This is a genomic window from Ornithinicoccus hortensis, assembly GCF_006716185.1.
In the GTDB taxonomy this organism is placed as follows: Bacteria; Actinomycetota; Actinomycetes; order Actinomycetales; family Dermatophilaceae; genus Ornithinicoccus; species Ornithinicoccus hortensis.
On record NZ_VFOP01000001.1, the window covers coordinates 3124899 to 3145645 of the forward strand.

A 20747-nucleotide genomic window follows, 5' to 3' on the forward strand; every position below is an offset into this window, starting at 1 on the left:
GCCCGATCGACCTGGGCTACGGCCTATTCGTTCTCGGGGTATGTCAGCACGCACTCGGAGTGAGCGACAGTGTCGCAGTCCACCGTGCCCTCGTCGTCCCCCTCGAACTGAACGCTAAAGAGGGTCTTGTCGACAGCCTCCCCCTCGGGCGTATCGGGAGTTATCTGACCCGACTGCACGAGCCAGGCGGTAGTGGCTGGATGCTCCGTGTCGACGGCGATCATGTCCTGGCCGTACACATTGCTATTCCGGTCCGAAACCTGGCCTTCGTCCTCCGAGCACGTGCCGATGTCGGGCTCTACGGAGAACCACAACTTCTCCGGGAAGGGGACTTCGTTCTCATCGACCAGCTCGAACGAGACCGGAACCACGGTGTACGCCCATTCGCCGGTTGACTCCGCTGCCGGTCGATGGCGTCGGCAAGGTTCGGGAAGCGCCTCAACACCTTCGTAGGTCTGCGCGGGCAGGAGCCTCGCGGCAATCTCGATCTGCCAGCCGCCCTCGACGGTGAACTCTTGACTCAGTTCCGCGATCACGTCCTCGTCTGAACCCGAGTGCCCGGTGGTTGCGGCTTGCTCGCTCCCCGCCCCCACTTCCTGAGTCGCGCTGTCCTCTTCCTGAGCACCAGTCGAGCCGGGCACCGCCGGGCTTCCCGCGCCTGGATCTGTGTCACCGTCGGAACAGGCAGAAAGGGCAACTATCGCGCCGGCCAATCCAGCACAGATGCCCAGCCGTCCCTACCCGTTGACCATAGAAACATCCTAGGGTTCTTCGCGCCTCACGGCGAGGAAGGCGTCGAGGGCGGTGTCTCCCTGCCCGAACTCGCCACGTCAGGAAGCGGTCCCCAGCAGGCGGACGACGTCCTGCGCCAGCGCCCGGAAGGCTGCCCCGCGGTGCGAGACCGCGTGCTTCTCCTCCGGGGAGTACTCGGCCAGGGTGCGCCCGTCCGGCAGCACCAGCAGCGGGTCGTAGCCGAACCCGCCGTCGCCGCGGGGGCCACGACCCAGGACACCGCGGACGGCGCCCTCCCGCACCACCTCGGTGCCGTCGGGCAGCACGAGCGCGGCGGCGCAGACGAAGCCGGCGGCCCGGTGCTCGTCCGGCACGTCGGAGAGCTGGGCGAGCAACAGCTCGTTGTTGGCCCGGTCCTTGGCGGCACCGTCGACGGCCTCGCGGGCAGCGGGTCCGGCCCAGCGGGCGCTGAACACCCCGGGGCTCCCGCCGAGCACGTCGACGGCCAGGCCCGAGTCGTCCGCGAGCGCCGGCAGGCCGGTGGCCGAGGCGACGGCGTGCGCCTTGAGCAGCGCGTTCGCGGCGAACGTCACGCCCGACTCGACGACATCCTCCAGTTCGGGGAACTCCTGGACGCCGACCAGGTCCAGTCCGGTCCGCTCGAGCACATCGGCCAGGATGTCGCGCAGCTCACCGACCTTGTGCGCGTTGCGGGTGGCGAGCACCAGCCGGCGCCCGCCCTGGCCCGCGGCCGTGCCACTCACAGGTCGTCGGAGGCGCCGGAGGCGTGCGCGTCGGAGCCGCCCATGTCGTCGGCGCCGAGCGCCGCGGCCTGCCGGGCAGCGAGCTCGGAGCACCCCTCGGTGGCCAGGTCGAGCAGGGTGTCCAGCAGGTCCCGGTCGAAGGCCTCGCCCTCGGCCGTGCCCTGCACCTCCACGAACCGCCCGTCGCCGGTCATCACCACGTTCATGTCGGTGTCGGCGTCGACGTCCTCGGGGTAGTCGAGGTCCAGCACCGGCTCGCCCTTGACGATGCCCACGCTGACCGCGGCGACCGAGCCGGTGATCGGCTCCGCGTCGGCCGCGATGAACCCCTTGGCCCGGCCGGTCTCGATGGCGTCGACCAGCGCGACATACGCACCGGTGATCGCCGCGGTCCGGGTGCCGCCGTCGGCCTGCAGCACGTCGCAGTCCAGCTGGATGGTGTTCTCCCCCAGCGCCGACAGGTCGACCACGGCCCGCAGGCTGCGCCCGATGAGCCGGGAGATCTCGTGGGTGCGGCCACCGATCCGGCCCTTGACCGACTCGCGGTCGCTACGGGTGTGGGTAGACCGCGGGAGCATCGCATACTCGGCGGTGGTCCAGCCCAGGCCCGAGCCCTTGCGCCAGCGCGGGACACCCGGGCTGAACGAGGCGGCGCACAGCACCCGGGTGCGGCCGAACTCGACCAGCACGCTCCCCTCGGCGTGGTCCAGCCAGCCGCGGGTGATCCTGATCTCGCGCAACTGGTCGGGCAGTCGGCCGTCGTGGCGGGGTCCGCCCGGCGTGGAGTTCGTCGACGTCATGGGCCCAGGGTATGCGCGAGCGCCCGTCCGGGACGATCCGCCCAGCCGTGGGACCATGCCCGGGAGGAACCCGGGCGCAGCCTCCTGCGTCCGACGAGCATGGCTGGTCACGGACGCAGGGCGAGAGGGCGGGATCGTATGTCGAGGGGCGCGTTGACCTGGTGGGCGCGGGCGACCGCGGCAGCGGCACTCGTGGCGACCGGGCTGCTCGCGGCCCCCGGCGCGATGGCCTGCGCCTGCGGAGGCTTCGTGGGGCCCGACGGTTCGCGGCAGACCGTGCAGCAGGAGACGGCGGCCCTGCACTGGGACGGCACTGACGAGACGATCCACCTGCGCCTGACCACCCAGGGCGTCGGCGACGACGCCGGCCTGTTGCTGCCCACCCCGAACCCCGCGGCAGACGTCGCACTCGGCGACGAGGAGCTGTTCAGCGACCTGGCCGCGGCGTCGGCGCCCCGGTGGGAGGAGCGGCAGCACCTGTTCGGCCCGCCGGAGCTGTTCGGGGACGACGGTGACAGCGCGGCCGGAGGCGCTCCCGGGGACGGCGCCGTGCAGGTGCTGAGCACGCAGGACCTCGGGCCGCTGGAGACCGCCGTCCTGACGGCCGACGACCCCGGGGCCCTCGACGAGTGGCTGACCGAGCACGACTATGTGATGAACGAACGCTTCGAGTCGGTCGTCACCCCCTACGTCGAGGAGGGCTGGGCCTTCGTGGCGGTCCGGCTCACCGCGGAGGGCCAGACCATCAGCGGCGACCTGCCCCCGCTCAAGGTCACCTTCCCCAGCGACGAACTGGTCTACCCGATGCGGATGTCGCAGGCCGCGGTCGACACCCAGAGCACCCGCACCTACGTGCTCTCCGACCACCGGGTCACCCGCACCGATCCGACCGGCTCGTCCGGGCAGGCGGAGCTGCTCTTCGCCGGCGAGCTCACCGCCGACCAGGCACAGTCACCGGAGCTCGCCGCGATCGTGGCGCAGGCTCCCTACCTGACCACCCTGGAGCAGGAGTTCGTCAACCCGCAGGCCCAGATCGTCTCGGACTACGTCTTCGCCGCGGACGACACCGACGAGCCCTTCCAGCGGGTGATCTACACCGACAGCTACCTGATCCCGATCGACGTCGCGATCATCCTCGCGGTCCTGGTGCTGGGCCTCGTCGGCGGTGGCATCGCCATCGTCATGGTGGTCCGGCGGCAGCTCCGCTCGGCCCCGCGCGCCGGCTGACTCGGCCGCGCCTACCGACTTGACCGCGCCGGCTGCCTCCGCCGCGCCCCGCGCCCACCCCTTCCCACTGGTAGACGGTTAGGGGCACTGGTAGCACGTCCGGACGTGCCACCAGTGCCCCTAACCGTCTACCAGTGGCGCCCCGCAGGGTCAGGATGCCGCCCGCGGGGTCAGCAAGCCCGTCACGCGGCCCGGGTGAGGATGGAGCCATGTTCACCGGCTTCCCCGAGACCGCCCCGGACTTCTACGCCCAGTTGGAACTGGACAACACCAAGGAGTTCTGGGCGAGCCACCAGGACACCTATCGTCGCGAGGTCCGTGAGCCGATGGAGGCGCTGCTCGCCGACCTGGCCGAGGAGTTCGGCCCCGGCAAGGTGTTCCGCCCGCACCGTGACGTCCGCTTCTCGGCCGACAAGAGCCCGTACAAGACGCACCAGGGCGGTTACGTCCAGGTCGCGCCGGCCACCGGGTGGTATGCCGAGGTCTCGGCCGAGGGTTTCCGGCTCGGCGGCGGGTGCTACCAGATGGACCCCGGCACGCTTACTGCATACCGGAAGGCCGTGCACGAGGACCGGACCGGCCGGGAGCTGATCCGTGTCGTCGACGCGCTGCGTGACGCCGGCTGGGAGGTCACCGGCGACCGGCTGAAGACCGCGCCCCGCGGCTACCCGCGCGACCACCCACGAATCGAGCTGCTACGGCACCGCACGATCGCGGCGATGCGGTGGTTCAACGAGCTGGACGTGGTCAGCTCCCCCGCCCTCGTCGACCGGGTGCGCGCCGACTGGGACCAGGTGCGTCCGCTGGTGGACTGGCTACGGGCGTTGCACCGGTAGCCACCTCGGCCGCGCCCCGGCCCTGCCCCCCGCCCACTGGTAGACGGTTCGGGCGACTGGTGGCACGTCCGGACGTGCCACCAGTGCCCCTAGCCATCTACCAGTGCGTCGAGCCGCCCTGTTCGTTGCTCAGGCGGGTGCCCGGTCGAGAGTTCGACATCAACATATGTATGCGGTATGCATATGTCCGTGTCCGACCTCACCCGCCTCGACCAGCTCGACGACCTACTGAGCGGGCTGCGCCTCGCCGTGCAGCGGCCCGGGTACCGCCGACGGCTGCTGGAGGGACTCGGCGCCCCCGGCGGCGTGACCGGGCTCCGCGTGCTGCGGGCGGTGCAGGTCCTCTCCGCCGACGGCTCCCCCTCGATCAAGGACGTGGCCGCCCGGTTGGCGGTCGAGCACTCGACGGCCAGCCGGGCGGTCGACTCCGCGGTGCGCGAGGGGCTGCTGCGCAAGCAGCCGTGCACCGACGACCAGCGCCGCACCCGCCTGGAACTGACCCCGGACAGCGAGGACCTGCTCGCCCGGACCGGGGCACGGCGCACCGAGCTGCTGGCGACGATCACCCGGGGCTGGGAGCAGGCCGACCTGGACCGGTTGATCGAGCTGCTCGAGGGGCTCCAAAACGGCTACGACCGGCTGGAAGACCTCGGATGACCACACGCACTCCCCAACCCCGGGGCTCCTACGGGTTGATGGTCGACCCGCTGTTCGGACCGTTCTTCTGGGGCAAGGTGCTGAGCTCCTCGGGCATCTGGATCCACAACATCGTGGCCGCGATCGTGGCCTTCCAGCTCACCGGCTCCGCGGCCGCGGTGGGTGCCGTGAGCGCGATCCAGTTCGCCCCGCAACTCTTCCTGGCCCCGCTGAGCGGCAAGATGGCCGACCGCGGCAACCCCCAGGCGCAGATCGTCGCGGGGCGGCTGCTCACCGCACTCGGGTCCGGCGGGTTGGCGCTGTGGATGTTCCTGGCCGGCGGTGTCGACGGTATGCCGGGGGTGGCCCCCGTCCTGGCCGCCTCGCTCGTCGTGGGCCTCGGTTTCGTGGTGGGCGGACCGGCGATGCAGTCGGTCGTGCCCTCGATGATCCGTCCCGGGGAGATGGCTGCCGCGATGGCGCTGAACAGCGTCCCGATGACGATCGCCCGGGCGGCCGGTCCCGCCCTCGGGGCGCTCGTCGCGACCCAGCTCGGGCCCGCGTCGGCCTTCGCCATCGCCTGCGCGGCGAACCTCGTCTACGGCATCATCGTCCTCCTGCTCCGGATCCCGCACCCGCCAACCCCTGCCAAGGGCACGGACTTCTCGGTGCGCGCCTCGCTGCGCCACCTGCGGACCGATCCCCCGCTGCTGGTGCTCCTCGTCGGCATCGCGGCGGTGGGCATCGGCGCCGAACCCGCCGTCACCCTGGCCCCTCCCCTGGCCCACCGGCTCGGCGGTGGCGAGGCGCTCGTCGGCTGGCTCGCCTCGGCCTTCGGGGTCGGCGCCGGCGTCGGCTTCCTGCTCCTGGCCCCGCTCCTGCGACGGGTCGGCCTCGCCCGACTCGGCAGCGGTGGCCTGCTCCTGATTGCCGCCGGCGTGCTGGTGGCGGCGGCGAGCTGGACCCAGTCCGTGGCCCTCGCCGGGTTCGGCATCGCCGGCATCGGGATGACCCTGGCGTTCACCGCGATCACCACCCAGATCCAGAACCGCTCCCCCGACGTGCTGCGCGGGCGGATCATGGCGCTGTGGTTCGTCGGCTTCCTGGGCGCCCGACCGTTCGCGGCCGCGCTCGACGGGATGCTGGCCGACGCCACCTCGGTGAGCGTCGCGCTCGTCGCGACCGCCGGGATCGTCACGGTCATCGCCTACCTGTGCCGGCCCAGCCGCCTGTGCGAGCCCCCACCGCTGGGCGCCCCCGCCGTCGCGTGATTCGGACGGCGCCACACGGCGTGCAGATCGAGCAACACATGGTCGCCGGACAGCACTGGGCGACCGGTCGCGCTCCGGAATCAGCTGGCCGGACTCAGCCGACCAGAATCAGCCGGCCGAGAGCTCCTCGCGCAGCCGGTCGGCGAAGTCCGGGTAGGCGGCGGCCACCACGGACAGCTCGACCTCGGCCGGCAGCTCGTCGAGCCGCTGGTGCTCGAGCAGGTAGCCGATGGTCGCGTCCACGATGCGCTCCCCCGGCACGCCGTCCAGGCCGAACTCCTCGACCGAGCCGGGGTCCAGGGTCACCTCGACGTCGACCCGGTCACCCGCCGCGGTGCCGTGCACGAGGTACCGGCCCTCGTCCAGCTCCTCCACGCTCCAGCCGCGCGCCGCCGGCTCTGTCATGTCTTCCATCGCACGCCTCCTGTCCCTCTCGTTGTAACAGGCCGAGCAGCCCGAAGATTTCGGGGGTCGCGGGCGGCCGGGAGAGGCATTCCGCCGGAGCCGCGCGACGGCTAGGTTTTCCGGTGAGGTCCGCGCGCTGCCTCCCGGTCGCCGATTCGCACTTTCGTCGGCCATATAGCAGAATGGACATACCGCATCGTGGAACTATTAGAGGAGTGTTGAGCGATGACCGCACGCGTCACGGTTGGATCCCTCCAGGTGGCCGAGCCCCTGCATACGTTCGTCACGGAGGAGGCCCTGCCCGGCTCGGGCGTGGACGCAGACACGTTCTGGGCGGGGCTGGAGTCGGCCGTCACCGACCTGTCGCCGCGGATCAAGGAGCTGCTGGCCAAGCGCGAGGAGCTGCAGACCGCCATCGACGGCTACCATCGCGACAACCCGGGCGCCGTCGACCAGGCCAAGTACGAGGAGTTCCTGCGTTCCATCGGCTACCTGGTCGATGAGCCGGAGGACTTCTCGATCACCACCGAGAACGTGGACGAGGAGGTCAGCACCCAGTGCGGCCCCCAGCTGGTCGTCCCGCTGCTGAACGCCCGCTTCGCGATCAACGCGGCCAACGCCCGGTGGGGCTCGCTGTACGACGCCCTCTACGGCACCGACGTCATCGCCGAGGACGGCGGTATGGAGAAGGGCACCTCCTACAACCCGGCCCGCGGTGACGAGGTGATCCGCCGGGGCCGTGAGTTCCTCGACCAGTACTTCCCCCTGGCGACCGGCTCGCACGCCGACGCCACGGCATACGGCGTCGACGACGAGGGCCTGGCCGTCACACTCGGCGAGGACACCGCCCGGCTGGCCGACCCCGCACAGTTCGTCGGCTACCGCGGCGACAAGGCCTCCCCCGAGGCCCTGGTGCTGGTGCACCACGAGCTGCACGCCGAGATCCAAGTCGACCCCAGCGACACGATCGGCTCCACCGACAAGGCCGGCGTCAAGGACATCGTGCTCGAGGCCGCGGTCTCCACGATCATGGACCTGGAGGACTCCGTCGCCGCCGTCGACGCCGAGGACAAGGTGCTCGGCTACCACAACTGGCTCGGCCTGATGCGCGGCACGCTCGCCGAAGAGGTCAGCAAGGGCGGGTCGACCTTCACCCGCACCATGAACGCCGACCGCACCGCGACCACCGCCTCCGGCGGCGAGGTCACCCTGCACGGCCGCTCGCTGCTGTTCATCCGCCAGGTCGGTCACCTGATGACCACCGACGCGGTGCTCGACGCCGACGGCAACGAGATCAGCGAGGGCCTGCTGGACGCCTTCATGACCGCGCTGGGCAGCGCCCACGACCTGCGCGGCAACACCGAGCGGACCAACACCCGCACCGGCTCGATGTATGTCGTCAAGCCCAAGATGCACGGGCCCGACGAGGTGGCGCTGACCTGCGACCTGTTCGCCCGGGTCGAGGAGGCGCTGGGTCTGCCGGCGCTGACCATCAAGGTCGGCATCATGGACGAGGAGCGTCGCACCTCCGCCAACCTCAAGGCCTGCATCAAGGCCGCGAGCGACCGGCTGGCGTTCATCAACACCGGCTTCCTGGACCGCACCGGCGACGAGATGCACACCTCCATGGAGGCCGGCCCGATGGTCCGCAAGGGCGACATGAAGACCGAGTCCTGGATCCAGGCCTACGAGAACCGCAACGTCGACATCGGCCTGGCCACCGGGCTGCAGGGCCGCGCCCAGATCGGCAAGGGCATGTGGGCGGCTCCGGACAACATGCGGGAGATGCTGGAGCAGAAGTCCAACCACCCGCAGGCCGGTGCCAACACCGCCTGGGTCCCCTCCCCGACCGCGGCGACGCTGCACGCGTTGCACTACCACCAGGTGGACGTCAAGGCGCGGCAGAACGAGCTGCTCGGCGGCAACCGCTCCACCCTCACCGAGCTGCTCACCATCCCGGTCAGCGCCGACGAGAACTGGTCGGACCAGGACAAGCAGGACGAGGTGGACAACAACGTCCAGGGCGTCCTCGGGTATGTCGTCCGCTGGGTCGACCAGGGCGTCGGCTGTTCCAAGGTCCCGGACCTGGGCGGCACCGCGCTGATGGAGGACCGCGCCACCTGCCGGATCTCCTCCCAGCACCTGGCGAACTGGATGAAGCACGGCGTGGTCAGCACCGAGCAGGTCGAGGAGAGCCTGCGCCGGGTGGCCGCCATCGTGGACGAGCAGAACGCCGGCGACGCGGCATACGAGCCGATGGCCCCGTCCTTCGACGGCCAGGCGTTCAACGCCGCCCGCGACCTGATCATGGAGGGCACCACGCAGCCGGCCGGCTACACCGAGCCGATCCTGCACCGCCGCCGCGCCGCCAAGAAGGCCGAGATCGCCGGGAGCAACGCATGAGCCTCACCCTGGACACCGCCCGCACCGTCATCTCCGGCGCCCGCGCCAAGGGCCGGGAGGCGGGCCTGAAGCCGCTGACCGTCGTGGTCCTGGACGCCGGTGGCCACGTGGTCGCCGTCGAGCGGGAGGACGGGGCGTCGAACAAGCGCTTCGAGATCGCCTTCGGCAAGGCGCACGGTGCGCTGTCCCTCGGGATGGGCTCGCGGGCCCTGATGGAGCGGGCCGAGCAGCAGCCGTACTTCATCGCCGCGGTGACCAACGCCGTCGGCGGCTCGCTGGTCCCGGTCCCCGGCGGCGTCCTGGTCAAGGACGCCGAGGGCGCCCTGCTCGGGGCCGTCGGCATCACCGGCGACACCTCCGACAACGACGAGCTCGCGGCCGTCTCCGGGATCGAGGGTGCGGGCCTGGTGGCCCAGCCCGGCGCCTAAACGACGCACGACGGCCACGGCACGACCGTGGCCACGTACGACTTCACCCCCGCGGCCCCCGGCTGCGGGGGTGAAGTCGTCAGAGGCGGCCGTGGCACCCGGGTCTCCGGGTCACCCTCGCCCGGGCGGTGCCGCGATGAGGTCGGACGGGACGAGGTCCACCGGGAACGGGAGTCGGCAGTGCGCCACACCGTCCCCGGCCGCCGAGGCTCCGGTGACGTAGCGACCCTCCGCCAGGTCCAGGGCGAGCAGCGAGGGCTCCTTCGGGTCCACGATCCAGTAGGAGAGGACGCCCGCATCCTCGTACTTGGACCGTTTGAGCACCTGGTCCTTGCGGCGGGTCGACGGCGAGAGCACCTCGACGGCCAACACCAGCGGTGCCGTGACGTTCGCGATCCCCACGTCGTCCTGCCGCACCACCAGCAGGTCCGGCTGCAGCGAGGTGCGCAGGTCGGGGCGCCAGTCGACCGGAGCCATGAACACTTCCATGCCGGGCGGGCACGCGCCGCGCAGCAACAGGTAGAGGTTGCCGATCGCCCGCTGGTGCAGCAGCACCGGTGCCGGCGTCACCAGCAGCAACCCGTCGAGCAGTTCGTACTGCAGCCCGTCGTCCGGCATCCGGTCGAGGTCATCGACCGTCCACACCTGGCCCGCGCGCGGCATCACCGTCATGACACCCATCGTCCACCTCGGCCTCTCCCCTGTCACCTGGCGGGCCAGCGGTGAGTTCCGGGCGGACACACGGTCAGACTGGACGCGGACACCCAAGCACCCCGACCGAGAGGTATGCCGTGACCGAGAGCACCGTCAGCCGAGACGACCTGTGGGCGATGATCCATGCCGAGCGGGCCGCACTGGCCGAGGACCTGGCCACCCTCGACGACGCCGCGTGGGCGCACCCGACGCTCTGCGGGGAGTGGACGGTGCGCGAGGTGGTGGCGCACCTGACGGCCGCAGCGAGCACCGGCCGGCTCCGCTGGATCACCAGCATCCTGGGCGCGCGGTTCAACCCGGCCGAGCACAATCGGCGACGCCTCGAGGAGCATCTCGGTGGCTCACCGGCCGAGACGCTGGAGCGCTTCCGTGCCGCGGTCGACAACACGACGGCCGCGTCCGGGCACACCCCGGCCTGGCTGGGCGAGGTCGTCGTGCACGGCCAGGACCTTCGCCGTCCGCTGGGGATCAGCGCGGAGCCGGACACCTCGGCAGTGATGCAGGTGGCGACGTTCTTCGCCGCGCGGGACTTCACGGTCAACAGCAAGACCGCGGCCAAGGGGCTGCGGCTAGTGGCCACCGACTCCCCGTTCAGCAACGGCGACGGGCCCGTCGCGGAGGGCAGCACGCTGGCGCTGGTGATGGCGATGGCCGGCCGGTCCGCCTACTGCGACGACCTCAGGGGGCCCGGCGCCGACATCCTCCGCGAGCGGTGCCCCGACCGCTAGCAGCGCGTCGACCGAGGTCAGGGTGAGCTCAACCCCGACCCGGCCCCCGCCGTGAGCGTCCTCGGGCGGATCGATGAAGACGGTCGTCTGGCTGCCCACGAGCTCGTAACCCAGCACGTGGGCGATCCGCTTCGACGGCTCGTTGTCGAAGCGGGCCCGCCACTGCGGGACCAACCCGGCGTCGAGGGCCGCGTTGGTGCCGACCGCAGCGGCGAGCACCCCGTAGCCGCGACCGCGGGCCGGCGGGCTCGTGAGCACCCCCATGTGGGCGAGCGCCTCCGCCCACACGACATAGCCGGACCCCGCGAGCGGGGCCGGCCCATCCTCCCCGGCCACGTCACCCCCGGCGCCGTCCAGGAGGACCCAGCGGTGCGGCATACCGCCCAGTCCGACCTCGTCGACGTCCTCGTCCGGGCACGCCGCCTCCAACGCGGCGACCGCGGCTTCGTCCTGCGTCGTCGTGAGGTCGGCGTGCTCGACCCGGGTGTCGGTGTAGGAGAGTTCGGCAGCCCCGAGCGGTCGCGCGCCGTGGTCGGAGGCGAGCCGCAGCAGCACCGCGAGGCGGGACAGCTCGTCGTCGGACAGGTTCCGCGCGCGGTCCAGCGCCCACTGCGGCCCGGTGAGGACCCCCCGGCCGAAGACGCGGACGAAGGTCACGGTCTCGGCGGTGTCGTCCCACCGCAGCACGCGCGGACCGGACCCCAGCTCGTCGACGCCGAGCAACTCGGCCCACGCCCGGCGGATGGTCTGCTCGGTCACTGGTCGCACGATTCGACCCTCGTTACCCGCAGTCCGCCGCGCGCCCTGGGCATCAGCCCGTGGGTGCTTCGAGCTTGTCGGCCAGCACGTCCAGCCCGCGTCGGGCGGCGGCCTCGGCAGACTGGACCCGCCCCTGCATGGCCTGCGCCTCCTCGAGCGCGGCGATCGCGCGCTGCTCGGCGGCGCGGGACGCCTGCACGCCCTGCTCGCGTTCCTGCTGCTCCCGCGCCCGGTCGTCGTGGTAGCCCTGCACCTCACCGGCGGCCAGCTCCACCGCCCGGTCGAGCAGATACCGGTAGGAGGTGCGCAGCTTCTTCGGGGTCGTCTTGCGGACCAGGCCCTCGACCTCCTCGGTCACCCCGTCCCGCATGAAGACCAGCGGGTCGGACCGGTAGCGCGCCCGCTCCTCCTCCTCGATCGCCCGGGCCAGCTGCTCCCGCACCTCGGCGAGCTCCCGCTCGGCCTCGCGAACGGCCGAGGCAGCCGCGTCGAGGTGGGCGGCGAACCGCCCCTCCAGGGCGTAGACCAGCTGCGCCTTCTCGTCCGCGCCGAGCTGGTCGGCGGGGTCCAGCGCCCGCGGACCAGCGCCGCCGTCGTGTTGCGTCATACCTGCACCTCATCTGCACCTGCGTGAGCCCCCCACTCTCTCACCCGCAGGCGCCGGGCGGACGCTCGGCCCGACCCAGGGTGCTCAACCGGTCTGGGCCCCGACCGACCAGTCTGGCAGTTCCTGCAGCGCCCACCGGTTGCCGTCGGGGTCGGCGAAGAAGACGAACCTGCCCCACGGTTGCTCATCGACCTCGCTGGCCTCGACGCCACGCTCCAGCAGGTCCGCGCGGGCCGCGTCCGCGTCGGGGACGACCATCTGCATGTTGTCCAGCGATCCGGGCGCCATCTCGGTCAGGCCCTTGCCCAGCGCGATCGAGCACGCGGATCCCGGCGGCGTGAGCTGCACGAAGCGGACGTCCTCGCTGACGGTGTGGTCGTGGTCGGCGACGAAGCCGGCCCGCACGTAGAAGTCCTTGGCCCGGTCGACGTCGGTCACGGGCACCGCTACCAGTTCCAGTTTCATGTCCATGGACATCACGGTAGGAACCATTGCGGCCGGATCACGTCCGCAATTCGCCGTCGAACCGTCCACATCGGCACACGCGTGATCGTCGCCTCCCGTTCCCCCGTCGTGCCGGCCCCGGACGCCCATCGGGCACGATGTGGGCATGACGAACTCCCGAGCGCCGATCGCCGCCGTCGTCTTCGACATGGACGGCGTGCTGACCGACACCGAGACGATCTGGGACGACGTGCGGCGGGGGCTGGCCGCCGCGGACGGAATCCCGTGGCCCGAGGGTGCCACCGAGGCGATGATGGGTATGTCGACACCCGAGTGGTCGGACTACCTCGCCACCACCGTCGGTGTCCGGGGCACGCCGCCAGAGGTCGCCGAGCGGACCATCGAGGAGATGGCGGCCCGCTACCGCCAGCACCTGCCGACGCTGCCCGGCGCGGTCGAGGCCGTCCAGCGCCTCTCCGCGCGCTGGCCGCTCGCCGTCGCGTCCTCCTCCCCCCGCCGGCTGATCGACGCCACGCTCGACACGCTGGGGATCACCGCGAACTTCCGGACCTCCGTCTCCACCCAGGAGGTGGCCGCCGGCAAGCCGGCCCCCGACGGCTACCTGCGGGCCTGCGAGCTGCTCGGCGTCGAGCCCGGCCGCGCCGTCGCCATCGAGGACTCCAGCAACGGGCTGCGCTCGGCCGCCGCCGCGGGGCTCAAGGTGGTCGCGGTGCCGCACGAGGCGTTCCCCCCGGCCCAGGACGCCCTGGCCGGTGCCGCCGTCGTCGTGGGCGGCCTCGACGAGGTCACCGTGGAGCTGGTGGAGGGGCTGGCGGATGCCTGAGGCCCCGGCCGACGACGGCGCCGTCCGGTTCGCGCGGACCGTGCTCGGCGACACGGTCGTGCTGGACCGGCCGGCCCGCCGCAACGCCCTCACCCTGGCCATGTGGCAGGACCTCGCGACCCTGGTCCGGGAGCACGGCGTCGACACGTCGGGACCGCTCTACCTCCTGGGTGCCGACGGATACTTCTGCTCCGGTGCCGACCTCGGTGCCCTCGCCCACGCGCGGTCCGACGCCCAACGGTCCCGGACCTTCGTGCACGCCGTCGTGGAGAGCCTGCTCACCATCCACACCGTGGAGCGCGAGGTCGTGGCCGTCATCGAGCACGGCGCCGCCGGCGGCGGTGTCGAGATCATGGCCGCCTGCGACCGGCGGGTGGCCATCGGCACGCCCACCCTGGTGTTCCCGTTCGGCCACCACGGGATGACGCTGGACGACTTCACCCGGTGGGGCCTGCACCGACTGGTAGGCGACGCGGAAGCCGAGCGCCTGGTCGACGGCCGGCACGTGGTGCCCTTCGAGGAGGCCCGGGACCTGGGGCTGTTCGACGAGCAGCAGGAAAGTCTCCAGACGCTCGAACGGTCCGACACGGCCCGGTCCGGACGCACCCCCGCGGCGGGTTACCTGCGTGAGGATGAGTCGCTCGCCGAGGCGATCGAGCGGGCGGCGTCCCCCATGCTGGCCGCCTTCGTCCAGGACGGCTAGACCAGCGAAACTGACCATGGCCCCTCGGCCCGGTGCGGAGTATCGTCCGAGGATGCCGGAGGACCGCGATGCGGTTTGAGCTGAGGACCATCGCCAGCCCTGAGCAGGTCCGGCACGCACTCACCGTGTTCACCGACGAGCGGCCCCGGATCTGGGACCGGACGCTCGATCCCAGCACCTTCGAACTGCGCGACCAGGGCCCCGACTGGGCGGTCGCCAAGGAGAGCACCCCACGCTCCCCGTTCTGGGTCGTCGCCCGCTACGACTGGTCCGACCCGGACGTGGTCCGCTGGACCGTCGTGGACAGCAGCTACGGCGGGGGCGGCACCGGATCTGTGCGCATCGCCCCCGACGAGGCTGGCGGCAGCCGGGTGTCCGCAGACTGGGACGCACCCGGCGGGCGCCCCCTGCAGAAGCCGCTCCTGTTCCTGATCCACCACGGGCCGATGCCGCTCATGATCCGTCGGATGTGGAAGGCCGCGTTGGACCGGTATGCAGAGGAGCAAGCCGCCGGGTGACCCGACGGCTCGCCAATCACGACACCCCCGGACTCGTGTGGAAAGAAATGGGGGTCATAGGCCCCAAGAGTTCCCCCACAACGGTGCGCGACCACCGCGCCCACCGCCCGTAGCCGGCCATGCGCGGCCTCAGCCCAGCTCCTCCTGGGTGGACACCGGCTTCGCCGGCCAGGTCGAACCGTCGAGCAGGGTGCGCTCCCCCAGGTCCGACTGCAGCTGCACGGTGCGCTCCACCCAGGGGTTGCCCGGGCACGTGGCGCCCCCGACCACCGCCTCGCTGGTCCAGTAGACCGTGACGTCCTCGGCGGTCTCCTCGATTATCGGCTCCGCCGCCAGGAACGGCTCAGGATCCCGCGCGCTGGTGCACTCGATCTCCGAGACGAGCACCGTGATGGTGGAGCCGGTCTGCTGGTCGGCACCCTCGGGCCAGGCCAGCTGCGCCCAGCTGGACGCGCGGTCCAGCGCCAGACGTGCCCTGCAGCCGCCACCCCAGCCCTCGACCCGCCAGTGGCCCTCGTGCTGGCCGAGCTCCAGGTACTCGTCCCGGTCCAGCGAGAAGTCAGTCGTCTCCGGCGCGGCCAGCAGGAGCCCGATGCCGTCCTCCCCACTCAGGTCGCTGCCCTGCCACAGCACCAGCCACCGGACGTCCTCGGCGCTCGCGTCCAGCAACGGCCCCGGCGCATCGATCCCGGCTTCCTCCTTGACCGCGGCCAGCGCCCGGACGATGTCGTCCGCGTCCTCCTGCCCGACCTCGACCGGACCTATCCCCTCGACCACCGACGCCGGGAACGAGGGTCCGCCGTGGCAGGTGATCAGCACGTCGCCGTCGGAGGTGAGCCAGCGTCCTCCCTCGTCCCCCTCTGCGGTCGTCCCCGTCGTTGTCCCCGTGGTCGTCTCCGCCACGTCGTCCGCGGCCCCCGCACCGCCCGATCCGTCCGTCCCGCAGGCGGCCAACGGGATGGCGAATGCGAGGACCGCCACCTTCACCGCGCGTGATCTGGTCATGTCGTCTCCCTGATGCGGCCGGCGCTGGCAGTGCTTGGACGTCGGGGGCGCCCGGGCGGTTCCCGTGGAACCCGCCCCCCCTGTCAAGTCGCAGGTGAGGGGCGGTCTGCGGCGTCCGACCCGCTCTCGCGCCGGTCGCCCCGGGGTCCGCCGCACCGTCGGAAGGTGGTGGTCGAAAACCGCTGATACGTTGCCGCCGAACACACCACCGTCGATCCACCAGAATGTGGGAACCTCCATGCGTCTGTCCACCCGCAACCAGCTCACCGGCTCGGTCGTCTCGCTCGCCCCCGGCGAGGCCATGGCCGTGGTCAAGGTCCAGCTCGCCGGCACCGACATCGTGATGACCTCCGCGGTCACCGCCGAGAGCGTCGACGACCTCGGCATCGAGGTCGGCAAGGAGGTCACCCTCCTGGTGAAGTCCACCGAGGTCGCGCTCGGGGTGGAGTAAGCCAACCCCCACACGACCCGGCCCCCGGCATCCAGGGGCTGACCCACTGGGCGAGGATGAGCGGGTGCGCACGGACGGGTCGAGGGAGCGGGTCCGCATCCCCCGGGAGATCTGGATCCTGGTCGGCGCGGCCTTCGTCATCGCCATCGGCTTCGGGATCGTCTCCCCGGTACTGCCCGCCTACGCGCGGTCCTTCGACGTGGGGGTGGCGGCCGCCTCGGTCATCGTCTCCGCGTTCGCGTTCTTCCGCCTCGCGTTCGCCCCGGCCGGCGGCATGCTCGTCGCCCGGCTGGGCGAGCGCCCCGTCTACCTGATCGGGCTGGTTGTGGTCGCGGCGTCCTCGTTCGCGACCGCCTTCGCGCAGTCCTACCAGCAACTGCTGCTGTTCCGCGGCCTGGGCGGCGTCGGCTCGACGATGTTCACCATCTCCGCGATGGCCCTGCTGGTGCGCCTGGCACCACCGTCGGCCCGCGGCCGGGTCTCCTCCGCTTACGGCTCCGCCTTCCTGATCGGCGGGATGGTCGGGCCCGTCGCCGGCGGCCTGCTCGCCGGCCTGGGCATGCGCACCCCCTTCCTGGTGTATGGCGTGGCGCTGCTGATCGCTGCCGGGGTCGTCGGCGTGGGGCTGGGTGGGGCGAAACTCCGACCGTCGTCCGACGGGCCGGCCCGACCGACGATGACCCTGGCGCAGGCGTGGTCCTCGCCGGTCTACCGGTCGGTGGTGGTCTCGGCGGCCGCGAACGGGTGGACCAACTTCGGGGTCCGGATGGCGGTGCTGCCGCTGCTGGCGATCGCGGTCTGGGACGAGCCGTGGGTGCCCGGCATCGTGCTGGCGGTCGGGGCGGTGGGCACCGCCGGCACGCTCCAGGTGTCCGGCCGCCTGGCCGATCAGATCGGCCGGCGCCCCCTGGTGATCGTCGGACTGCTCGTCATGGGTTGCTCGATGGCACTGCTCGGCCTCGCCGCCCACGGGTCCGTGCCGACCTCGCTCGGTCTGGTGCTGCTGCTCGGCCTGACCGTCGTGTCCGGGGTCGGCGCCGGCCTGGTGAACCCGGCCCAGCAGGCCGCCGTGGCCGACCTGATCGGCCCGGACCGCAACGGCGGCAAGGTCCTGTCGACCTTCCAGATGTGTCAGGACGGCGGGGCGATCGTGGGTCCGATCCTGATCGGCCTGGTCGCCGACCGGCTGGGCTACGAGGCGGCCTTCCTGGTCACCGGGGTGGTGTGCCTGCTCGGCGTGCTGCCGTGGCTACGCACCCCCGAGCCGATGGACCTGCCCTCCGGAGGTCGCTGACCCCGCGCGCCGTTCAGTCGAGCTCGTCGGCCTTCTTGAAGTCGTCCCCGAAGTCCGCGGCGCGGAACTCCGCGGCCTGCACGGTCTTGTCGCCGTTGTAGACGTCGCTGTCGATCTCGTCGGTGGACTTGGCCACCAGCATCGCGACGAAGGTGTCGCCGTTGACGTTGAGGAAGGTGCGGAAGATCCCGGTGAACCAGTCGACCGCGATCAGCAGACCCACCGCCTGGAAGGGCAGCCCCAACGCGGTGGCCAGGAAGGTCGCGACGACCGGGAAGCCACCCGGCACGGTGATGGTGCCCATGTTGAGCAGGATCGCCAGGCCCATCCCCAGGATGATGTCGCCGGGTCCGAGCGCCATGTCGCCGGACTGGGCCAGGAACATGACGACGATCATGTAGTTGAGCACCGCGCCGTAGGAGCCCATGGTCAGCCCGACCGACAGGGTGAAGTTGGCGACCCGCTGGCTCACCCCGACCTTCTCCACGGTGTTCTTCAGCACGGTCGGGAAGGTGACCGCCGAGCTGGTGGTCGTCACCGCGATGACGGTCTGCTCGGCCAGGTGACCGGGCAGCCTCGTCGGGCTGAGGCCGGTGCGCACGGCCACCACGATCACGAACAGGACGAACAGGATCAGCACGCCGACCAGCGTGGTCCCGAGGTACTTCAGCGCCGTCGTCACGACCGCGAAGCCGACGTCCCCGGTGAGCGAGGCGAGCAGGGCGAACACTCCGATCGGCGCGGTGAACATGACGATCCGGATCACGATGAGCACCACGGCCTGGACCTGCTCGAGGATCTCCAGCAGCAGCCGGTTGCCGGTGGCTCCGACGTAGTGGTTCAGCGCGGCACCGAAGAGCAGCGAGAAAACGATCACGGGCACCATCGCCGCCGAGGCCATCGCATCGAAGACGTTGGTGCTGACGAACTCGACCAGGGTTGCCTGCCACCCCATCGTCTCGCCCGCTTGCTCCTCCAGCGAGGCGTCCACCTCGCCGGTGAAGGTCAGTCCGACACCCGGCTTGATCAGGATGCTCAACACCCACGCCACGACCGCCGCGACCGCCGAGAAGCCGAGCATCCAGGCGAACGTCCGCGCCACGATGCGCCCCATCCCGCTGCCGGTCATCGACCCGGTCGCCAGGATCACCGAGGCCATCACGAGAGGCACGATCGACATCTGGATCAACCGGATGAAGATGTCGCCGATGAACTTCAGGTTCGCGGCCCACTCCCCCGCGATCAGCCCGAACAGGATGCCGAGCACGGCACCGATCAGGATCTGGGTCGCCATGTGGCGCAGGATCTTCATGGGTCCTCCGGGACAGGTGATCTGATCCCTCGGAGGCTAGTCATCTTTCATGGAATGGACAAGGGATTCCATATCCTGGAGGGTTTCCAGGTTTGCCGATCGGCGGTTTCGCCCCAGGTCGATCCGCGAGTGTCAGCGGCCGGCTGACCGGCATGGTCGGCATGAGTCCCATAGTGCCCCCAGGCCGCTAATCCTGCTCGCTCAACGAGGCGGCGCGGCGCAGCAGATAGCGCTGCTCCGGGGTGCTGGCGGTCAGTTGGGCCGCCCGCCGGTAGGCCGCATGTGCTTCTTCGGCCCGACCCGTCATCTCCAGCAGGTGGGCGCGGACGGCGTGGGTGCGGTGGTGCCGCGTCATCTCGGGCACCTGCAGCAGCGGCCCGAGCACGGCCAGGCCCTGCGCGGGGCCCTGGTGCATGCCGACGGCGACCGCGAGGTTCAGGGTCACCGCGTGGCTGGTGTCCAGGTGCTGCAGCATCCGGTAGAGCACACAGATCTGGGCCCAGTCCGTCTCCTCCGCGGTCGGCGCCTCGGCGTGCACCGCGGCGATGGCGGCGCGGACCTGGAACGGCCCGGTCGGCCCAAGCGGCAGGACTTGCTCGAGGATCCGCACCCCCTCGCAGATCTGCTCCCGGTCCCACCGCGAGCGGTCCTGCTCCCCGAGCGGGATGAGGTTACCGTCCGACGTCGTGCGTGCAGCGCGCCGGGCGTCCGTGAGCAGCATCAGGGCCAGCAGGCCGGCGGCCTCGCGGTGGTCGGGCACCTGGCGGCACAGGTGTCGGGTCAGCCGGATGGCCTCGTCGGTCAGCCTCCGGTCGGTGACCCGATCACCGACGCTGGCCGCGTGCCCCTCGGTGAAGACCAGGTTGAGCACGTGCAGCACACTGCCAAGCCGGTCCGGCAGTTCTGCTTCCGGCACCTGGTCGAGCCGCGCGCCCTGCGTCCGCAGCGTCGCCTTGGCCCGGCTGATCCGCTGCGCCATCGTCGCCTCGGTGACGAAGAAGCCCGCCGCGATCTGCCGGGTCGTCAGGCCGGCGACCGCCCGCAGCGTGAGCGCCACCCGGGAGGGCACGGACACCGCCGGGTGGCAGCACAGCAGGAGCAGCCCCAGCGTGTCGTCGCCCCCGGCCGCGACCGGAATGCCGTCCTCCTCTAGCGCGCGCTGCTCCGCCGAAGGAGCCGAGACATCCACGCCCGGTACCCGCCCGGCCTCCCGCACCTCGCGCTCGGCGCGGGAACTCTCGGAGCGCCACCGGTCGATGAGCCGCCGCGAGGCGACCCGGACCAGCCAGGCCTTCGGATCGCTCGGCACGCCCTCCCGTGGCCACTGGTCGGTCGCCGCCAGGAACGCCTCCTGCGCGGCGTCCTCACAGTCCTCGAAACTCCCGAAGCGTCGCGCCAACGCGGCCAGGACGTGCGGCGCCTCCCGGCGCCACACGTCCTCGATGGCCTGCTGGGCCGGCCTCACGGCTGGCTCAGGACTCCTCACCGCCGGGCCACATCGCGGGGCGCAGCTCGATCGTCTCGCCGGGCCCGGAGAACTGCGACGCGATCTCCTCCGCGCGGGCCGGGCCCTCCACATCGATCAGGAAGAACCCGGCCAGGTGCTCCTTCGCCTCCGAGTACGGCCCGTCGGTGGCCACCGCGGTCCCGGTCTCCCAGCGGTATAACCGTGAGGACGCCGGGTCACCCAGCGCCTCACCGCCCACGAGCTCGCCCCGCTCCTGCAGCTGGCTCAACATCTGCTCGAATTCGGCGTTCATCTGCTCCCGCTGCTCGGCCGGCAGGGCCTGGTTCTCGGCGACGAAGTCGCCCGTGGGGTGCCCCCACGGCTGCGGGTTCGAGTGAATCAAGATGACGTACTTCACG

The 20747-nt window shown here is 71.4% G+C and carries 23 protein-coding genes and 1 pseudogene; 12 read left to right on the forward strand and 12 right to left on the reverse strand.

Annotated elements, in window-relative coordinates; translation table 11 throughout:
* Window positions 1–23: 23 nt before the first annotated feature.
* The 3 genes from FB467_RS14650 to rph all read right to left on the reverse strand — a co-directional run bounded on the left by FB467_RS14650 (window position 24) and on the right by rph (window position 2296).
* A complete protein-coding gene (locus FB467_RS14650; RefSeq protein WP_141785752.1) occupies window positions 24–641 on the reverse strand; it encodes a hypothetical protein in 618 nt (205 codons plus the stop codon).
* A 189-nt stretch (window positions 642–830) separates the two neighbouring features.
* On the reverse strand, window positions 831–1496 hold the full coding sequence (gene rdgB / locus FB467_RS14655) for an RdgB/HAM1 family non-canonical purine NTP pyrophosphatase (protein WP_141785753.1): 666 nt from the start codon (window positions 1494–1496) through the stop codon (window positions 831–833).
* Window positions 1493–2296 (reverse strand): ribonuclease PH, encoded by an 804-nt coding sequence (rph, locus tag FB467_RS14660; RefSeq protein WP_141785754.1) that lies wholly within the window; start codon window positions 2294–2296, stop codon window positions 1493–1495. Before rph ends, rdgB begins: the two co-directional genes overlap by 4 nt.
* A gap of 138 nt (window positions 2297–2434) precedes the next feature.
* Here rph and FB467_RS14665 point away from each other — a divergent pair, with 138 nt between their 5' ends.
* The 4 genes from FB467_RS14665 to FB467_RS14680 all read left to right on the forward strand — a co-directional run bounded on the left by FB467_RS14665 (window position 2435) and on the right by FB467_RS14680 (window position 6266).
* Window positions 2435–3523: a DUF2330 domain-containing protein gene (locus FB467_RS14665; RefSeq protein WP_170230756.1), complete on the forward strand. Its 1089-nt coding sequence runs from the start codon at window positions 2435–2437 to the stop codon at window positions 3521–3523.
* Between the two features lie 209 nt (window positions 3524–3732).
* The gene (locus FB467_RS14670; protein WP_141785756.1) at window positions 3733–4359 is read left to right on the forward strand and encodes a DUF2461 domain-containing protein; all 627 of its coding nucleotides are present in this window, start codon (window positions 3733–3735) and stop codon (window positions 4357–4359) included.
* Window positions 4360–4548: 189 nt separating this feature from the next.
* Window positions 4549–5016 carry a MarR family winged helix-turn-helix transcriptional regulator gene (locus FB467_RS14675; protein ID WP_170230758.1) on the forward strand — a complete coding sequence of 156 codons (468 nt, stop codon included), beginning with the start codon at window positions 4549–4551 and terminating at the stop codon, window positions 5014–5016.
* Window positions 5013–6266 carry an MFS transporter gene (locus tag FB467_RS14680; RefSeq protein ID WP_141785758.1) on the forward strand — a complete coding sequence of 418 codons (1254 nt, stop codon included), beginning with the start codon at window positions 5013–5015 and terminating at the stop codon, window positions 6264–6266. The genes FB467_RS14675 and FB467_RS14680 overlap by 4 nt, the downstream gene beginning before the upstream one ends.
* A gap of 108 nt (window positions 6267–6374) precedes the next feature.
* Here the strand turns inward: FB467_RS14680 and FB467_RS14685 are convergent, their stop codons facing one another.
* Window positions 6375–6680 carry a hypothetical protein gene (locus tag FB467_RS14685; protein WP_141785759.1) on the reverse strand — a complete coding sequence of 102 codons (306 nt, stop codon included), beginning with the start codon at window positions 6678–6680 and terminating at the stop codon, window positions 6375–6377.
* Window positions 6681–6896: 216 nt separating this feature from the next.
* On the opposite strand from FB467_RS14685, the gene FB467_RS14690 reads away from it, so the two are divergent.
* Together FB467_RS14690 and FB467_RS14695 are read left to right on the forward strand one after the other, a co-directional pair.
* Window positions 6897–9074, forward strand: a complete 2178-nt coding sequence (locus FB467_RS14690) for a malate synthase G (protein WP_141785760.1) — start codon at window positions 6897–6899, stop codon at window positions 9072–9074.
* The gene (locus tag FB467_RS14695) at window positions 9071–9502 is read left to right on the forward strand and encodes a GlcG/HbpS family heme-binding protein (protein ID WP_141785761.1); all 432 of its coding nucleotides are present in this window, start codon (window positions 9071–9073) and stop codon (window positions 9500–9502) included. The genes FB467_RS14690 and FB467_RS14695 overlap by 4 nt, the downstream gene beginning before the upstream one ends.
* 111 nt (window positions 9503–9613) lie before the next feature.
* Here the strand turns inward: FB467_RS14695 and FB467_RS14700 are convergent, their stop codons facing one another.
* Window positions 9614–10174: a Uma2 family endonuclease gene (locus tag FB467_RS14700; RefSeq protein ID WP_211350619.1), complete on the reverse strand. Its 561-nt coding sequence runs from the start codon at window positions 10172–10174 to the stop codon at window positions 9614–9616.
* A 119-nt stretch (window positions 10175–10293) separates the two neighbouring features.
* Between FB467_RS14700 and FB467_RS14705 the strand changes: the two genes are divergently transcribed.
* Window positions 10294–10944 carry a maleylpyruvate isomerase family mycothiol-dependent enzyme gene (locus FB467_RS14705; RefSeq protein WP_228393130.1) on the forward strand — a complete coding sequence of 217 codons (651 nt, stop codon included), beginning with the start codon at window positions 10294–10296 and terminating at the stop codon, window positions 10942–10944.
* Between the two features lie 105 nt (window positions 10945–11049).
* Here FB467_RS14705 and FB467_RS19385 read toward each other — a convergent pair.
* From FB467_RS19385 to FB467_RS14720, 3 genes and pseudogenes are all read right to left on the reverse strand, one after another.
* Window positions 11050–11322, reverse strand: a pseudogene (locus tag FB467_RS19385) (GNAT family N-acetyltransferase); the annotation flags it as partial.
* A gap of 433 nt (window positions 11323–11755) precedes the next feature.
* Window positions 11756–12310 carry a hypothetical protein gene (locus FB467_RS14715; protein ID WP_141785764.1) on the reverse strand — a complete coding sequence of 185 codons (555 nt, stop codon included), beginning with the start codon at window positions 12308–12310 and terminating at the stop codon, window positions 11756–11758.
* Window positions 12311–12394: 84 nt separating this feature from the next.
* Entirely contained in the window at window positions 12395–12781 is a 387-nt protein-coding gene (locus FB467_RS14720; RefSeq protein WP_141785765.1) for a VOC family protein, read from the reverse strand.
* A gap of 139 nt (window positions 12782–12920) precedes the next feature.
* Between FB467_RS14720 and FB467_RS14725 the strand changes: the two genes are divergently transcribed.
* From FB467_RS14725 to FB467_RS14735, 3 genes are all read left to right on the forward strand, one after another.
* Window positions 12921–13598, forward strand: a complete 678-nt coding sequence (locus FB467_RS14725; protein ID WP_141785766.1) for an HAD family hydrolase — start codon at window positions 12921–12923, stop codon at window positions 13596–13598.
* A complete protein-coding gene (locus tag FB467_RS14730; protein ID WP_141785767.1) occupies window positions 13591–14301 on the forward strand; it encodes an enoyl-CoA hydratase/isomerase family protein in 711 nt (236 codons plus the stop codon). The genes FB467_RS14725 and FB467_RS14730 overlap by 8 nt, the downstream gene beginning before the upstream one ends.
* Before the next feature lie 68 nt (window positions 14302–14369).
* The gene (locus tag FB467_RS14735) at window positions 14370–14819 is read left to right on the forward strand and encodes a hypothetical protein (RefSeq protein ID WP_141785768.1); all 450 of its coding nucleotides are present in this window, start codon (window positions 14370–14372) and stop codon (window positions 14817–14819) included.
* 129 nt (window positions 14820–14948) lie between these two features.
* On the opposite strand, the gene FB467_RS14740 is transcribed toward FB467_RS14735, so the two are convergent.
* Window positions 14949–15824, reverse strand: coding sequence for a hypothetical protein (locus tag FB467_RS14740; RefSeq protein ID WP_141785769.1), 876 nt, complete (start codon window positions 15822–15824; stop codon window positions 14949–14951).
* Window positions 15825–16062: 238 nt separating this feature from the next.
* Here FB467_RS14740 and FB467_RS14745 point away from each other — a divergent pair, with 238 nt between their 5' ends.
* Window positions 16063–16275 (forward strand): TOBE domain-containing protein, encoded by a 213-nt coding sequence (locus FB467_RS14745; RefSeq protein WP_141785770.1) that lies wholly within the window; start codon window positions 16063–16065, stop codon window positions 16273–16275.
* Between the two features lie 64 nt (window positions 16276–16339).
* A complete protein-coding gene (locus FB467_RS14750) occupies window positions 16340–17569 on the forward strand; it encodes an MFS transporter (protein WP_141785771.1) in 1230 nt (409 codons plus the stop codon).
* Window positions 17570–17582: 13 nt separating this feature from the next.
* On the opposite strand, the gene FB467_RS14755 is transcribed toward FB467_RS14750, so the two are convergent.
* From FB467_RS14755 to FB467_RS14765, 3 genes are all read right to left on the reverse strand, one after another.
* Window positions 17583–18881: a dicarboxylate/amino acid:cation symporter gene (locus tag FB467_RS14755; RefSeq protein ID WP_141785772.1), complete on the reverse strand. Its 1299-nt coding sequence runs from the start codon at window positions 18879–18881 to the stop codon at window positions 17583–17585.
* A gap of 187 nt (window positions 18882–19068) precedes the next feature.
* Window positions 19069–20346, reverse strand: coding sequence for an RNA polymerase sigma factor (locus tag FB467_RS14760; protein WP_228393132.1), 1278 nt, complete (start codon window positions 20344–20346; stop codon window positions 19069–19071).
* A gap of 7 nt (window positions 20347–20353) precedes the next feature.
* Entirely contained in the window at window positions 20354–20746 is a 393-nt protein-coding gene (locus tag FB467_RS14765; RefSeq protein ID WP_141785774.1) for a YciI family protein, read from the reverse strand.
* Window position 20747: the final 1 nt, after the last annotated feature.